Origin of the sequence: Novosphingobium kunmingense, assembly GCF_002813245.1 — a bacterium.
Lineage (GTDB): Bacteria > Pseudomonadota > Alphaproteobacteria > Sphingomonadales > Sphingomonadaceae > Novosphingobium > Novosphingobium kunmingense.
This window is the reverse complement of sequence record NZ_PHUF01000007.1, coordinates 113,088-128,459: the sequence shown is the minus strand read 5'-3', so window position 1 is coordinate 128,459 and position 15,372 is coordinate 113,088. Positions and strand designations below refer to the sequence as shown.

General features: G+C 63.9%; 10 protein-coding genes. 1 reads left to right on the top strand and 9 read right to left on the bottom strand.

Going from position 1 to position 15,372, the window contains the following annotated elements:
• Positions 1-68: 68 nt before the first annotated feature.
• The 3 genes from B0I00_RS16225 to B0I00_RS16215 all read right to left on the bottom strand — a co-directional run bounded on the left by B0I00_RS16225 (position 69) and on the right by B0I00_RS16215 (position 5,587).
• Positions 69-1,574 carry a tryptophan halogenase family protein gene (locus B0I00_RS16225; protein ID WP_100868453.1) on the bottom strand — a complete coding sequence of 502 codons (1,506 nt, stop codon included), beginning with the start codon at positions 1,572-1,574 and terminating at the stop codon, positions 69-71.
• Positions 1,571-2,962, bottom strand: coding sequence for a putative 2OG-Fe(II) oxygenase (locus B0I00_RS16220; RefSeq protein ID WP_100868452.1), 1,392 nt, complete (start codon positions 2,960-2,962; stop codon positions 1,571-1,573). The genes B0I00_RS16225 and B0I00_RS16220 overlap by 4 nt, the downstream gene beginning before the upstream one ends.
• 105 nt (positions 2,963-3,067) lie before the next feature.
• Complete coding sequence (locus tag B0I00_RS16215; protein WP_100868451.1) at positions 3,068-5,587, bottom strand: TonB-dependent receptor; 2,520 nt, start codon at positions 5,585-5,587, stop codon at positions 3,068-3,070.
• A gap of 242 nt (positions 5,588-5,829) precedes the next feature.
• Between B0I00_RS16215 and B0I00_RS16210 the strand changes: the two genes are divergently transcribed.
• Entirely contained in the window at positions 5,830-6,831 is a 1,002-nt protein-coding gene (locus tag B0I00_RS16210) for a LacI family DNA-binding transcriptional regulator (RefSeq protein ID WP_100868450.1), read from the top strand.
• Here the strand turns inward: B0I00_RS16210 and B0I00_RS16205 are convergent.
• The 6 genes from B0I00_RS16205 to B0I00_RS16175 all read right to left on the bottom strand — a co-directional run bounded on the left by B0I00_RS16205 (position 6,828) and on the right by B0I00_RS16175 (position 15,257).
• The gene (locus B0I00_RS16205) at positions 6,828-8,141 is read right to left on the bottom strand and encodes a glycoside hydrolase family 32 protein (protein ID WP_100868449.1); all 1,314 of its coding nucleotides are present in this window, start codon (positions 8,139-8,141) and stop codon (positions 6,828-6,830) included. The two genes, B0I00_RS16210 and B0I00_RS16205, sit on opposite strands and share 4 nt — an antisense overlap.
• Before the next feature lie 13 nt (positions 8,142-8,154).
• Entirely contained in the window at positions 8,155-9,285 is a 1,131-nt protein-coding gene (locus tag B0I00_RS16200) for a glycoside hydrolase family 68 protein (protein WP_100868448.1), read from the bottom strand.
• Complete coding sequence (galK, locus tag B0I00_RS16195; RefSeq protein ID WP_100868447.1) at positions 9,282-10,415, bottom strand: galactokinase; 1,134 nt, start codon at positions 10,413-10,415, stop codon at positions 9,282-9,284. Before galK ends, B0I00_RS16200 begins: the two co-directional genes overlap by 4 nt.
• Complete coding sequence (locus tag B0I00_RS16190) at positions 10,415-11,428, bottom strand: UDP-glucose--hexose-1-phosphate uridylyltransferase (RefSeq protein ID WP_100868446.1); 1,014 nt, start codon at positions 11,426-11,428, stop codon at positions 10,415-10,417. The genes galK and B0I00_RS16190 overlap by 1 nt, the downstream gene beginning before the upstream one ends.
• Positions 11,425-13,524: an alpha-galactosidase gene (locus tag B0I00_RS16185; protein ID WP_100868445.1), complete on the bottom strand. Its 2,100-nt coding sequence runs from the start codon at positions 13,522-13,524 to the stop codon at positions 11,425-11,427. The genes B0I00_RS16190 and B0I00_RS16185 overlap by 4 nt, the downstream gene beginning before the upstream one ends.
• Positions 13,525-13,880: 356 nt before the next feature.
• Positions 13,881-15,257 (bottom strand): MFS transporter, encoded by a 1,377-nt coding sequence (locus B0I00_RS16175; RefSeq protein WP_408635259.1) that lies wholly within the window; start codon positions 15,255-15,257, stop codon positions 13,881-13,883.
• Positions 15,258-15,372 lie beyond the last annotated feature (115 nt).

Genomic DNA, 15,372 nt, shown 5'->3' with positions numbered 1-15,372 from the left:
CAGCCAGGCGCAGGGGACTGTTTGATGCCTCGATACGCAAGCTGGGACAGTGAAACCGGCAGGGTCCGTTATGAAGCGGAGCAATTCTGGGCGATGTAGTCGGCGTGGCTCGGCATGGTTTCGGCCGCGCGAGCCAGTGCGCCTTCCAACTTGCGCAGATGGTCTGCGTGATCGATCCCGCGCAGGGCCAGAAGGGGATCGGCACTTTCGGGCTGGTTGCCTTGGCCGATGTGGACAGCCAGCCAGCTCGGCGGACCGAACAGGTCGGCGTCGCGCTGCATCAATCGCCCGCTGCGCCGGAAATGCTCGATCTTCCAGGTCACCGTGTCAGGGACCTCCATTGCGCTGCAATAGCGCCACAGCTCGCTGTCGGTGCGACTTGTCAGCTTGTAATGGAGGATGATGAAATCGCGGATCCGCTCGAATTCGTTGATGGCGATGCGATTGTATTCCTCGATCACCAGTGGATCAAACGATCGGTCGGGGAAGAAGGCGATGAGTTTCGAAATTGCAGCCTGGATGAGATGGATCGACGTCGATTCCAGCGGCTCCATGAACCCCCCGGACAAGCCGACCGCAACGACATTCCGGTTCCAGAACAGGTTGCGCCGCCCGGTTACGAACGACAGCTTGCGCGGATCCGCAAGGGCCTTTCCGTCGAGGTTGGCCATCAACACATCGGCGGCGGCTTGATCCTGGATAAAGCTGCTGCAATAGACGTGGCCATTGCCGATCCGGTGCTGCAGCGGAATGCGCCATTGCCACCCGGCATCGCGTGCGATCGAGCGGGTGTAGGGCGTGAATTCTCCGGACCGTTCGCACGGCACGGCCATGGCGCTGTCACAGGGCAGCCAGTGCCGCCAGTCCTGGTAGCCCGTTTTCAATGCACCTTCGATCAACAGCCCGCGAAAGCCCGAACAGTCGATGAACAGGTCGCCTTCTACCCGGCGCCCGTCCTGCATGGTCACACAGCTTACATGGCCGCTTCCACCATCGAGCGTGACATCGCCGACCTTGCCCTCGAGCCGCGTGACGCCTCGCGCCTCGGCATAGCCGCGCAGGTAGCGGGCATAGAGCCCGGCATCGAAATGATAGGCATAGTCGAACGTGGAAAGGACGCTGCGCTGGTCGTGCGAAGGCTGGCAGAACTTCCCGCGCTGCGCCGCCGCCCAGGCCATGCACAGATCGTCCAGCCCGGGTGCGTCGCCGCTTGCTCGGGCAGCCAGCCAGTACTGGTGGAGCGGGAGAAAGTCGAAATTGCGGCCATAGGTGCCGAAGGGGTGGAAGTAGCTGTGATCGAGCTTGCCCCAATTGACGAACTGGATCCCCAGCTTGAAGGAGCCCTGGGTCGCGGCGACAAACTCGTTCTCGTCGATGCCCAGCGCTTCGTTGAACGTCCGGATCGGAGGAATTGTTGCCTCGCCAACGCCGACAGTGCCGATCTCGTCGCTTTCGACCAGAGTGATCGTGCAACCGGTGCGAATGGCGTTGGCAAGCGCGGCCGCCGCCATCCAGCCGGCAGTGCCGCCGCCCACGATGACGATTGACCTGATCGAATTATCCTTTCGCGTCATGGTTTTGTGGGCTTTCCGATATCGAATGCAATGACAAGGCGCTCGCCCTCGTCGAATGGCACCGTTCCATGCCACATGGTGGAGGGAAAGACGGCAAGCCGTCCAGCCAGCGGGGCGATCGTTCGATAGGGTTCCAGGTCAAGGCCCAATTCGACAGGGGGAGCGCCGAACGCGATATGGCCTGCCGGCGGTTGCCCCATCCTTTCGGGATCGGGCAGGGCAACGTAGAAGGCGGTCGACAACCAGCCCATCGCATGGGTGTGCGGGACGTTGTAGCCCTGGCTGGCGAGGCGCACCGACCAGCTTCCCGTGATCGGCAGGCGTCCAGCTCGAGGCGCGCTCAGCAAGGGGTGGCCGGGATCGTGTGGCGGAAGGCTGCCGATATAATCGCGCATCAGGTCGAGCAGCCGTGCCTTGATATCCTGGAGCGCCGGTTCGTGTCGCAGCAGTACAGATCGATCGGTCTGGGTTCCGCCGCGTACTGATTGCTCGATGTAGGGTTCCTGCGCCGTGTGCAATGCGCGCAAGGTCCGGGCGAGATTCTCGAGTTCTTCGGTGCTCCACCCGCAGTCGAACGTGCGGATCAGTTCGTCCGGCCGGTCAAGCCACTGCGCACGGGGATCGTTCAGCAACCGCCAGGCCAGCGACAGGTACGGCCAGTAGAGCGCTGCCGACGCACCGCTGGTCAGCGGCAGCGCTTCGGCCTCGGCACGGTGTGGCTCGCCGCGGCGCAGGGCGTGGCGGATGCGGCACAGGCTGGCAATGTCGCCGCGGTACTGCGCCGTTGAATCAATTCGCGCCTGGGCATCGGCGGCTTCGCTTTCCACTGCTACGAACAACCGAGAGACTTCGATTGCTGGCAAGGCACCAAGGTGCCGCTCGGCCTCGTCCAGCACCTGTTCGGCGGCCAGCCAGGCACGGGCCTGGGCAAGATTGCCGAACCAGGCCATCCACAGCGGTTGCGCGTGCGGCATGGCGCGGCACGCTGCGGCCAGATGGTCGGTGAAGCCGGTCTTGTCACCGCTGGTCCAGTTCAACGTGGCAAGCGCCTTGTGACCGTCGAGCCAGTCGGGATGGCGGGCCAGCCGGGATTCCAGCAGGTCCCTTGCTTCGGCCTGGCGGCCTTCCGAGATCAGCGCCAGCGCGTGGTTGCGCACGATGTCGGGGTGGTTCGGCACGAGGCTTTCGGCCCGCGCAAACAGATCCGCGGCGTCATGGCCCAGTTCGTACCGGGTCTGCGCCAAGCCGAAGGCCAGCGCGGCGTCGTTGGGCAAGGCAGCGGACCCAGCGGCAAACAGTCTCTCTGCCGCGACGTAGTCCTGGCCCTCGCGCAGAGCGAAAGCGCTCGCGCGGAGGCTGGCACCATCGAGGGAACGGCTCGCGGACATATCTGATTCTAGTCGTTACGCTCCCTTCCGGACAAGTGCGGAGAGGCAGCCAACGGCTGCCTCTCCTTCCTTGCGCATGCCCTTCGACGGAGCATTGCGACCCGATCAGAAGCTGTACTTGACCGATGCGGTCCACGTGCGACCAAGCGCCGGGCCAGTGCCCAACACGATCGGACTGGTCGATCCGTCCGCGATGTTTCCGCTTCCGCGCAGGTCGTAGCGGTTGAACACGTTGTAGCCTTGGATGCCCAGTTCGATGTTGCTCAGCGGCATGACGCGCAGGTTCACGCCGACCACTGCGCCGCCGGGGTATTGCCGGCCGGCATCGTCGATGATGCTCGTCTGGCCGGTGACATTGAGACCCAGTGTCGCGGCATCGAGAATGTCGTAATTGGCCTGCACCGTGTAGACCAGATCAGGCATGTAGGGCGCGCGGGTGAACGGCGTCGGAGTACCGCCGGAGCCGACGCCCGAACGGGTCGCCTTGGTCCAGGTGGCGTTGCCGACCAGCGTAAATCCGCCATTGTTGTAGGTGCCGTAGAATTCGGCGCCATACGACTTGTACCGCGCGTCGATCACGCAGCCACCCGATCCGCCGGGGCAGCGGGTTGCCGAAAGTTCGAAGGTCGATTGCTTGAAGTTGCCCTTCAGAGCGGTGATTTCGACGGTGTAGCGCCCGCCAGCAAGATCGCCGCGGTTCTTCAGGCCAAGCTCGTACTGCTTGACGAAGTCGACCGACGGCGTGACCCCATCGGCCGAACAGCCCATCGTGCCGGCCGCCGCCATCGCCCCGGTGCAGAGCGCGCCGTTGCTGGCGATCTTTCCGCCGAAGGTCTGACGGTCCCCGTTAAAGCGCCCGCCGCGCGATGCTCGGACGAAGAGGCTCGTATTCGAATTGGCCTTCCACAGCGCGCCAGCCGTCCAGCTGACGTAGTTGCGGCTGTAATCGAGCACTTCGCTTGCGCCGTTCGCCGTCATGGTCGGGATCAGCACGCCGTTCGAGTTGACGTTGAATTCCGCCCCGCCGGTACGGCCGCCACCCGATGCCTTGATGTTCTCGAAGCGGACCGAACCGTCAATCGCGAAATCGTCCGAATCCAGTTCGAGCGCCGCGTAAGGCGCGGTGTTGGTGTAGGACAGGTCATAGTCGCGGGCGCAGCAGTTGCCCCAGTTGTTGTTGTAGCCCGAGATGCCTTCGACCGTCATCCGCGCGCCAGCGGTGTTGTACAGGTCGAGTTGCGAGGGATTGTTGCCGCTGACCTCGCGCAAGGACTTGTTCACGTGCCAATCCATCGCGATGTCCTGGTTCATGTAGAAGAAGCCGCCACGCGCCGTCAGGTCGAACGCACCCAGTGCGAACTTGCCGGCGATCGTCAGGTCGTTGGCAAGGCTGCCAAGGTCGCGGATATTGGTGCGCACGTTGACGTTGTCGTCGACATAGGTCCCGGTGAAAACCTGGCCCGCGTTGGGCCCGCTGGCATAGCGGATGGAGCCGACCACCTGGCCGTTGACGGTCGAACCGACGATTCCGGCTGCGCGACGCACGTTGAGGAAGGGGGATGCGAAGCTGCCGCTGAGCTTCGACCAGCGGAAATTGTTGTCGACCGTGACGCCGCCGTCGAACTCGTAATGAAGCTGGCCGCCGAGCTGGGTCTGCTTGGTGCTGATCCCGCTCATCTCGACGCGCTCAAGCTGCCCGGTCCGATTGTAGATCAGGAAGTCCCGGTTGTAGATCGAATAGTTCGAGCTGTTTCGACCATCGAAGCCGGGGAAGGGCTGGACATTGCTGATCTTGTTGCCGCTAAGGGTCGCGAGCGCCGGTGCTCCGGTGTAGTTCGGCTCCTGCGTGTCGGCGACCTTGAACAGCAGGCGGAAGTAGCCATTGCCGTCGGCGATGTCCTGGGTCACGTTGCCCTTGACCTGGATCGAATCGGAGACGTTGAAATCGGCGCCAAGGGGACCGCGACCGGTCTTGAACTGACCGCCGAGGTGGAAGCGCAACGTGTCGTTGATCGGACCGCCGTAGCGGAAATCGACCTTCGTTTCATCGTAGTTCACGCCCTTGGAAAGCGAGACAAAGCCCCCTTCCTTCTTTCCGGTATGGCTGATGTAGTTGATGACGGCACCCGGAGCCTGCGAGGCGAAGGTCGTCGAGCCGCCGCCGCGAACCGATTCAACCCGCTCGACGCTGGCGTCGAAGCGCGTCCAGTAGTCGTTGTTGCCGAACTGGATATCGCCGAACAGCACGACCGGCAGCCCGTCCTCCTGGATCTGGACGAACGGCGAGCCCCCGGTTGCGACGGGGAGGCCGCGCACCGCGATGTTCGAGTTGCCGCCCGGACCGGACGTACCGGGCACCTGGATGCCGGGAATCATGCGGAACACTTCGGCTTCGGAGCTCGGCTTGAACGCGTCGACCAGTTCAGCATCGACGCTGGTTACGGAAACGGAGCTGTCGAGCCGGCTCTTGTCGCGTCCCGATGCGGTGACGACGATCTCGTCGAGACCGGTTTCCTCACTGTCAGCCGGCGCCGCCGCGTCTTGTGCGAAAGTCGGCGCGGCGATCGATGCTGCGGCCGCCAGTGCTACGGCAGACGCGCAAGCGCGCAGAATGGATTTCTTCATACCCTCTCCCCTTCGTTCAGGATCGTGCTCACCTGAGGCAAGTCGAGCGTCTCATTGACACGCATAACAAACGTTTGCAATCAATTTTTCGCAATCGTTTGTTTGTGTTCGGGAACATGGCTTATAGCGGAGCCGAGCGGTGACCATCCAACACCCAGCGCAGTCCGTATCCGACGCCGATTCTCAGGGAGTCATCCAATGCCCGCAAGTCCGTCCCGATCAGTCAGACGGCGGCCCAGTCGATGAAACGCGTGCGCAACCTTACGCAGCTTGCGGCCCTTGCCGGGGTGAACCCCGGCACCGTCTCGCGTGCGCTTGCCGACAGTCCCTTGGTGAAAAGGGAAACGCGAGAGCGAATTCAGGGGCTGGCGCGCGACCACGGCTATCGTCCCAATCTGATGGCGCGGCGCCTGCGCGTTCAGGAGACAGGCGTTATCGGCATCGTCGTGCCGTTGGGGCACGAAGAACGGCAGTATCTGTCCGACCCGTTCTTCATGACAATCGTCGGTTGTCTGGCGGGTGCCCTGTCGGAGAAAGGGTACGATGTCATGCTCAGCCGCGTGATCCCCGACGACGAGGACTGGTTGGATCGGATCATCGGTTCTGGCATGCTTGATGGCGTTCTGATCATCGGCCAGTCGAACCAGTTCGACACGATCGAGAGAGTCGCCGCCGGGTATCGGCCGTTGGTGGTCTGGGGTGCTCATACACCCTTGCAACGTCATTGTTCGGTTGGCGTTGACAATCGCATGGGCGGACGGCTGGCGGGCGAATGCCTGATCGCAGCGGGACGCAAGCGGTTGGCATTCATGGGCGACTCGTCCGCTCCGGAATTGCGCGAACGCTTTCTCGGACTATGCGAAGCCGCGCAAGCGGCCGGACTTGCCGCTCCGCTGGAATTGGGTGCCCATCTTGCGATCGACGGGATGGCTGACGAAGTGGCCGCGCATATCGATCGGGTCAGAGAGCAGGTCGATGGCATTGCCGCCGGGTCGGATTTGATCGCCATGCATTGCGTTGCGGCACTGGCCGATCGAAGACTGGTCGTTCCACGCGACGTTTCAGTCATCGGCTTCGACGACGTTCCCCTTGCCGAGCAGACGGTGCCGCGGCTGACCACCATCAGCCAAAGCATTACGACCGGAGCGCGCACGATGGTCAACCTGCTTTGCGATCGTATCGCCGGCCGTGAAGCGCAATCGGTCGAGATGCAGCCTTTTCTCGTCAGAAGGGATACTGTCTAGACAGTAGTCGTCGCCAGTTGCTCGAATTGCATTGCCAGGGGGTCGCCGATGAGGCGGTGCTGCAAGGTCAAGGCGGTACAACCGTCGCCCGTCAGCAATTCGAGGCTTCCGAAATCGAGCAGAAGAAGCAGCAACCCATCGGCTGGCAGGGTCGCGGTCCGATCGGCGTCCAGAAATGGCGCTGAAGGATCGCGGCGGACAACAGACAAGAAACCGGCCTTGCGCTCGATCCGCAAGTACCGGCCATCGCCATCGCTGATGGTCAAAGCAAAATCCGTCGCCAGGTCCAGTTCGAGGGCCGCGGCCTGGGAAATGGCAGCGGACTGCAAGACTCCTGCCGGAACGGCTGCGCGTGCGGCGGGCTCGATTTCCTGGCGCAAGCAATAGCTCGTTCCGGTTCGCTTGAAGGAAAGCCGCCGCGGCAGGCTCATGGCGCCGCGCCAGCCGATGCGGGGAAGGCGGCCTTGGTAGGCGTGATTGCCCATCCACCCGATCCAGGCCGGGCGACCGGCTGCATCGCGCGGCTCGTGCCAGGCAATCGCGGCGTAGAAGTCGCTGCCGTGATCGGCAACTTGCCACCTGTCGGCTGAAGGCGATTCATCCGGCTTGAAGCAGTGCCCATCGAAGGTGCCGGTCTGGTAGATCGCGCCCGAACCGGGGCCATCGTGCAGCGCGTCAACCTTGAAAAGCCAACGGGTTTCGCTGGATCCGTCGACGGGCAACTCGATAAGCAGGGGGCACTCCCAGACACGACCCGGCGCATCGACGCCGTCGATCACCGACAGTTCCGTCCATTCCTTCAGGTCTCGCGACGCGTAGAGCAAAGCGCGATTTTCGGCGGACAGCGCGACGGCCATGATCCAGCGGCGGGTCGGCTCGTGCCAGAAGACGTTGGGATCGCGGAAATCGGCCAAATCGCAATCGATGACCGGATTGCCGGCGAATTGCAGCCAGGTCCGACCATCGTCGGTGCTGAAGGCCATGGCCTGGGTTTGCCGGGGAGGGCCGCTTGCCGCCGACGCCGTGTAGAGCGCGATCAGCGCGTCACCGCCAAAACCGGCGGCGTTTTCCGGGTCGCTGACCGCAGAGCCCGAGAATATCAGGTCAGTGGATGTTTCGGCTATTGCGACCGGCAATTCGGTCCACTGGACAAGGTCGGTGCTGACGGCGTGGCCCCAGGACATATGCCCCCAGTCTTCGCCGTAAGGATTATATTGGTAGAACAGGTGCCATTCGCCTTTGTGGAACACAAGGCCATTGGGATCGCTCAGCCAGTTGGCTGCGGCAGCATAATGGTATTGCGGTCGCACGAATGTCTTCCAGTCAGGCGATGGTCACAAGGTCGCCGGCAAACGCCAGCCGAAATATCGGCGCAGGCGTCCCGCCGAAGTGGCTGCGCAGCAAGTCGGGGTGCTCGGAAAAGCTCCGGCCGCGCATTCCCCAATGGTCGATGAAGCTCCAAACGTTGCCCTCGCCTGTGACCCACCAACTGTACCCCTGGGTCGGTTCGCTCTCGGGGTTTCCGGCGACCAGCCCGTTGCCGTTGACCGGCCGATAGGGGCCGGCAAGTCGGTCTGCGACCATCGCGTACAGCCCGTTGGGGCCATTGACGCTGGCGGGATCGAAGGTGCGGCGCTGGGTCGACCAGAACAGGTAATATCGGCCATCGCGCACGAGCACGTGGGGACGTTCCAGCTCGTTGTTGACGCCGACCGCTTCGACCAGGGGGTCTTCCAGCTTCCAGTTCCCCCCCGCCGACAGGGTGGCAAGGCCGATCACCCCGTTGAACGCGGCGTCATCCCATCCTGCGCTGCCGGTGAAAAGCAGATGCGCCTGGCCGGTCGCCGGATCGCGCAGCCAGGCCGGATCGCGGAAAGCCTTGATCATGCCGGGCGTTCCTGCGCCTTCGTTGGCGACAAAGTAACGGTGGCCGTCCGGACGCAGCAATTCTTCGCAGCTTGACCAATTCGACGGGCCCGTTGCGCTCATGACTCCGCGTGCGGCAAAAAGCCGCTGTTCGAAACTGTGCGCTTCGCCGCGACGTCCGGCGGCGGTGAAGAACAGGGTTGCCGAATTGCCATCGTCATGCAGCACGGCGCTGCCGGCCCATTCGCGCGATCCGGGGCTGAGGGCATCGGGCAGGCAATTGCCATGGTCCTGCCAGCCATCCGCGCCGAGCGATGCCAGTCGTATTTTCGCGGCGTTGTGACGGTCGCCGGGATCGTCAAAACACGCCGCGCTGAGGAAGAACCAATATTGGCGTCCCTCAACCTCAACCGTCCGCCCATCTTCATGCGCAAGGGGCCAGCTGTCCCATAGGTCCAGGCCGGGCAAGATCGGCGTGACGTGATCGGCGCCGATCAAGGCGATGCTTGCGCCCGAAAGCGCAGCCGGTTGCCAGCGGCTGGTGGCGGAGGGTGCCGCGCCCGTGCGGCGGAGGTCTGGCTTGTTCATCGCATCGTTCCCGCAGGCAGGGTTCCTGCCCTTTCAATCATGATCTGGATCGCGGCACCATCTGGCGAGCGATAGTCTCGTTCGAGCTGAGCGCGCACTCGGACCGCGGCGTCGGAAGGAAGGATGGCGACGACCGCCCCGCCAAATCCGCCGCCCGTCATCCGTGCGCCGCCGTCCTGTCCGATCGCCTTGTTGAGCTGATCGACCAGTGTATCGACCGCCGGCACGCTTACCGCGAAAAGATCCCTGAGCGATGCGTGGCTGGCGCGCAGCGTGGCGCCAAGACCGGTCAGGTCGCGTGCCTCGATCGCGTCGACTGCGGTTCGCACGCGGGCGATTTCTTCAACCACGTGGATGGCGCGGCGGCGAACCACAGGGTCCAGATCGGCGGCTCCGACCATGGCCGCATCGGCATCGCGCAACGATGCAACGCCCAGAGCAGCGGCTGCGGCTTCGCAATCGCGTCGGCGCGCGTTGTAGTGACCTTCGACTAGGCCGCGTACCACTCCGGATTGGACGATCATCACGTCCCAGTCCTCGGGCAGGTCGATCCGGCGGGTTTCCAGCGATCGGCAGTCCAGAAGAAGGGCAGCGCCGGGCTGACCCGCTGCGATAGCCATCTGGTCCATGATGCCGCAGTTGACGCCAGCCCAGCGATGCTCGACGTGTTGCGCCGCGCGCGCGATTTGCAAGGGATCACAGGCGGACGGACCTCGCGCGGCGGCTAGCGCCTGCCCCACCGCGACGCACAGCGATGCGGAAGATGACAAGCCCGATCCGCGTGGGATCGATCCTGCGATCGCCAGCTTGACCCCGGCGTGGCCTGACAACTGGGCCATGCCGCGAACGTAGGATTGCCAACCGGGCAGCGCGGGCTTTTCGGCGGTCTTGGGATCGAACCGGTCGCGTGCCAGGCCGTAGTCCAGGGCAAGAGCCTCGACGTCTGCGTCGTCCGTCAAGCTCCACGCAACCGCCGTCCCTGCAGCGATCGGCATGGGCAGGACCAGGCCGTCGTTGTAGTCGACATGTTCGCCGATCAGGTTGACCCGGCCGGGCGCAAAAGCCACGCCGCTCGGCGAATGGCCGTAGGCTTTGGAAAAACCGGTGCGGGTGCGTTCGATCAAGGACATCAGTCGATCGTCACCTCGCGCAGCCGCTGCGCGGCCGCTTCCGGGGTCAGGTCGCGCTGCGTTTCGCCGAGCAACTCGAACCCGACCATGTGCTTGCGTACGCTGGCCGAGCGAAGCAGCGGCGGCAGGAAATGGGCATGGAGCCGCCAATGCGCTGTGTCGCCGTCCAGCGCATGCGGCGCGCCGTGCCAGCCCATGGAATAAGGGAAATCGCAGCCGAACAGCCCGTCATACCGGCGTAGCAGACGCGACAGGATCAGGCTGAGATCACTGCGCATGGCGGCCGACAGATCCTCGAGCCGCACAACGGGTTCACGGGCAATCAGAAGGACCTCGAACGGCCAAGCTGCCCAGTGCGGCACCACTGCAAGCCAGCTGGCGCTTTCTTCGACAACGCGCGTGCCTGCTTCCAGTTCTGCCCTGGCCACGGCATCCAGCAGGACAGTCGCGGTCCGGTCGTAGAACGCGCGCTGGGCGCCATCCTCGCGGCTGACCACCTGGGGCACGAAGTCGCTTGCCCAGACCTGCCCATGCGGATGAGGGCTGGACGCACCCATCATCGCGCCCTTGTTTTCGAACAGCTGGACATGCGCCCAGCGGGCTCCAAGCTCTGCCGACTGGTCGCACCAGCAATCGATCACCGCGCCCAATTCCGGTGCCGAAAGACGAGCGAGGGTCGCCCCGTGATCGGGACTGAAGCAGATAACACGCGCTTCTCCGCAGGCCGGCGCACTCTCGAAGAGTGGATCGTCGTCGCCCGAACCGCCTTCGCCAAGCAGTGCAGCGAAATCGTTCGCAAAGACGAAAGTGCCCGCGTAATCGGGATTCTGCGTTCCGTTAGCCCGGATGTTCCCCGCACACAGGTGGCAGTCCGGATCGTGCGCAGGCGCCGGCGGTGCGGGCGGCGGTGCAGCTTCGCCTTGCCACGGCCGCTTGGCGCGGTGCGGTGAAACGAGCAGCCATTGTCCCGTCAACAGGTTGCGGCGCCGGTGCGGCAGATCGGACTGGCTCATCGCGCAACTCCGTGAAACACGGCGACGGTTTCAGCTTTCAGCGGCGGCAGGGGCAGTCCTGCGTGCGCCAGCCAGGATCCGGTGAACGCCTGGGGGATGGTCCGCATGGCATCGAAGAGCGGCGCATGGGCCATGGCGTGCCCGCCTGCGCCGCCGCCCATGCGCAGTAACTGCAACGTTACCGCGTCATTTTCGGCCAGGAATGGAAGGCGGAGGGGCTGGGGACGGCGATTCATCGGCGGGGCAACGCGGGCGGCGATCAACAAGAATTCGGCCGTGCTGCCTGCGGCCTGCCAGACAAGGCCATCGGCCGCTTCACCCAGCCAGGTCTGTCCGCCGTGCAGCACGTGACGCCATTGTTTGTAGAACGCGATCCAGTCTGCCAGTTCGGCCCTCTCGTCCTCTTCCAGCGTACGCGGATCGAGTTCGACGCCGAGGTGGCCGGCGATCGCGACGCCAGCGCGAAAGCCCAGCGATTGTGTGCGTCCCGTGGCATGGGCCGGGCTTGCCCCGATGTGCGAACCCATCACCTCGGGGGGCAGGAAAGCCAGGAAGCTGCGTTGCATCGGCACCCGGCTGGCAGCATCGATGTTGTCGCTGGTCCAGAACCGATGGACGAACCTGGCCATTCCAGCGTCGCTGCGCCCGCCGCCGCCTGCGCAGCCCTCGATCTCGACGGCCGGATGCGCCGCTCGCAGCCGCGAGAGAAGCTCATAGGTTCCGGCGACTTGTGCCGCCCCGCCGGCCGGTGCGAGGTCACGGTTGTGATCCCATTTGAGATATGAAATCGGCACCTCGAGCAGCAGCGCGTCGATCGCTGCGAACAGGTGGTCGCGCACCTCCGGAAGCGCCATGTTGAGGACGAGCTGGTTGCGCGCCGTGGGCCGGCTCCGGCCGGGTGCGTGGAGGGGCCAGTCCGGATGGGCGCGGCACAGATCGCTGTCGGGGTTGACCATTTCCGGTTCGACCCACAGTCCGAACTCCATGCCCATTGCGCGGATCTTGTCGGCGAGCGGACGGAGGCCGTGAGGGTATTTGATCGGGTCGCAGGTCCAATCGCCCAGCGCGCGGGTGTCATCGCTCCGGCCCTTGAACCAACCGTCGTCCAGCACGAACCGTTCGATCCCGATCGCAGCGGCCGCCTCGGCCAACTCGGCGATCCGCGCTTCGTCATGGTCGAAATAGCAAGCTTCCCAGCTGTTCAGATGGACCGGCCGCGGGCGCATTGTTCCGCCGTGCCAGCCAAGACTGGCGCGGACAGCGGCGTGATGCTGCGCCGCCGCGCCGTTGCGGCCCTGCGTTGACACGGCGAGAACGGCCTGCGGCGCCCCATGTGACTGGCCCTCTTCGAGCACCACTTCGCCGGCCTGCAGCACGGCGCCCGCGCTCAGCAACCAGTACCCCTCGTCATCGCGTTCCACTGCGAGGCGGCTGTCGCCCGACCAGGCCAGTTGCAGCGAGAGCGCCAAGCCACGATGGCGTGAGGCACCCTCGCTCAGGACGACCACCCCGGGCGGGCCGCCGTGTCCGGAAATGCCCCGCCGGCCTTCGCGCCGCCATGCATGGTCCGGCAAGGCCTCGATGCATTCGACAAGTTCGGCGTTATGGCGCCCGCGCCATGAAACGAGCGCGGCAGAATTGTCAGCCAGAGGGAGGAGCGCGCTCGCCAGCCAGTCCACCGCGAGAGGTTGGGAGCCGGTGTTCGTCAGCCGGGCGTCGATCAGAAAGGCCCCGCCGGGATCGCGGACGAAGCTCTGCTCGAGCATCACGCCCGACTCATCGTCGGCCAGCCGGATCCTTATCGCGCAGTCGTCCACTGTCACGTCGGCCCGGCCGAATTCGACAATCAGCGCCCTGCCGTCGCGGCGCACCATAAAGGCGGCTGGTCCAAACCATCCAAGCCCGGCGACTGGAGCCGTGCACAGTGGATGATCCTCGTCGAGCGAAAAGCTCGCCGCCGTTCGCGCCATATCGAGCGTTGTGAGAGCATGCGGATCGACCCGGGCGCCCAGGTGCCGAATGAACGGGGCACCATGCTCGCGCAACTCGAGAACGAGGCTTGCCTCTTCGCTGTGCAGGGACACGACGCGCGGCATGATCAGGCCAATTTCATCGTCATTGCTGTGCCGAAAGCCCGCATCCGGAAGACAGTGGCCCGGCGCAGGCAAACAAACGCCTCAGGCGCCCAAACACCCAGATTCGTCTGCCGCCTGCAAGAAAGCGAGAGGAGCTCACAAGACGCCATCGACATCTCCCAACAGGTCGTCAGCCTTGTCTTGACCGTCCATGCCACAACCCGAGGGACCTGACAACAATCGTTTGCAATTTTCACAGTCGATGCCTCGAAACCGTCTATACCCAGGCGCCAAGGCACGGGAAATCAGGCGTTACGCGACGATTGGACAGTCGTGCGGCGGTCCCAGAGCGCTTCCCGCCCGCGCGATTGCGCAGATCATGCGCTTACCGGCTCCTGCCGCAAGGCGTCGCTCGTCTTCCAGCCCTCGCGAACCCAGAGAACAGCTCCGGCAGCAAGGAACATGCACACTCCCGAAACACGCAACACGTTCCGCGGATCGCCGCCGAGCACTTCGTTGTAGGAGCCAAGGCCGACGTGGACGAAGCCGAAGTTGATGGAACTCATGATGAAGGCAAACACCAGCATGGGGATCACGATCATCATGTTGAAGATGCCCATGTAGACCCCCACCCGTTCGGGCGGGATGGCGTTGGAAAGGATAACGTAGGGATTGCCCATGATGCTGCCCCATGCGATTCCAATGCCGATCACGGCAACGAACAGCGTCGCCTTGTCGGTGATGGACGGAAGTATCAGCATGCTGATACCCCCCGCCACCAAGGCAATTGCATGGAGCGGCCCGGCGCCGATCCGTTTGGCAATCGGCACCATCGCAAAGGCCGCAACAAAGGCGATGCCGTTGTAGAACGCTGCCATTTCGCCATTTGTCAGGACGGCTTGACGAAAGCCCGCGCTGGTCGGGTCCGACGTCGCATAGACGCTTCGACCGATAGCGTAGATGACGTAGCCCCAGTAGCCGGACATCGCGAACCACTGGAACATCATCATGATTCCCAGCTTGCGCATTGGCGCCGGCATTTCCCGGATCGCCGATCCGATTTCGCGAAACGTCGCGCCAGCGCCCTTTGGCTGACCCTGGATCCACTCGCGCTCCTTCGCGCTGAGCGGCAGCTCGGGGACCCGCAGCACGGACCAAACGATGGTGGCGAGCGACAAGGCCGCGCCGACCCAGAATACCGTGCGCACGGTGTATGGTATGTTGTTCTCGTCGACCCAGTCGCGGTCCATCCCCATCAGCACCAGTACCGACGGGGTCAGGAAGGCGAGCATCTGGGCCAGTCCCGTGAACGCGCTCTGCGTCAGGAAGCCAGTCTGTCTCTGCTCGGGATTGAGGCGGTCGGCGACATAGGCGCGATAGGGTTCCATCGTCGTGTTGTTGCCGGCGTCGAGGATCCAGAGCCAGGCAACGGCGGCGGTGATCGACGCGGAAAGTGGCATGAACAGCAAGCCGACAGCGCACATAATCGCGCCCACAAGGAAATAGGGCGTTCGCCGTCCGAAGCGCGACAGCGTTCGATCGCTCAACGCGCCGACGATGGGCTGGATGACCAGTCCCGTTATCGGCCCGGCCAGTTGCAGCAACGGCAACTGGCTCTCCTCGGCGCCGAGGAACGAGTAGATCGGCCCCATGTTGCCTTGCTGCAGGCCGAAGCTGAACTGCAGGCCCAGGAAACCGAGATTCATGCTGAAAATTTGCCGAAGCGTCAGGTGCGGCTTTCTGTTTCCGGTCATGTTTTGCCTCTCCAGTGCCAAGGCTATATCGATTTACAATCGATTGCAATGCGCGATTTCATGAGTTACGCCTTACCTCGACCAGTGTGGCTTCCCGCGACGTTCAGGCGAGAAG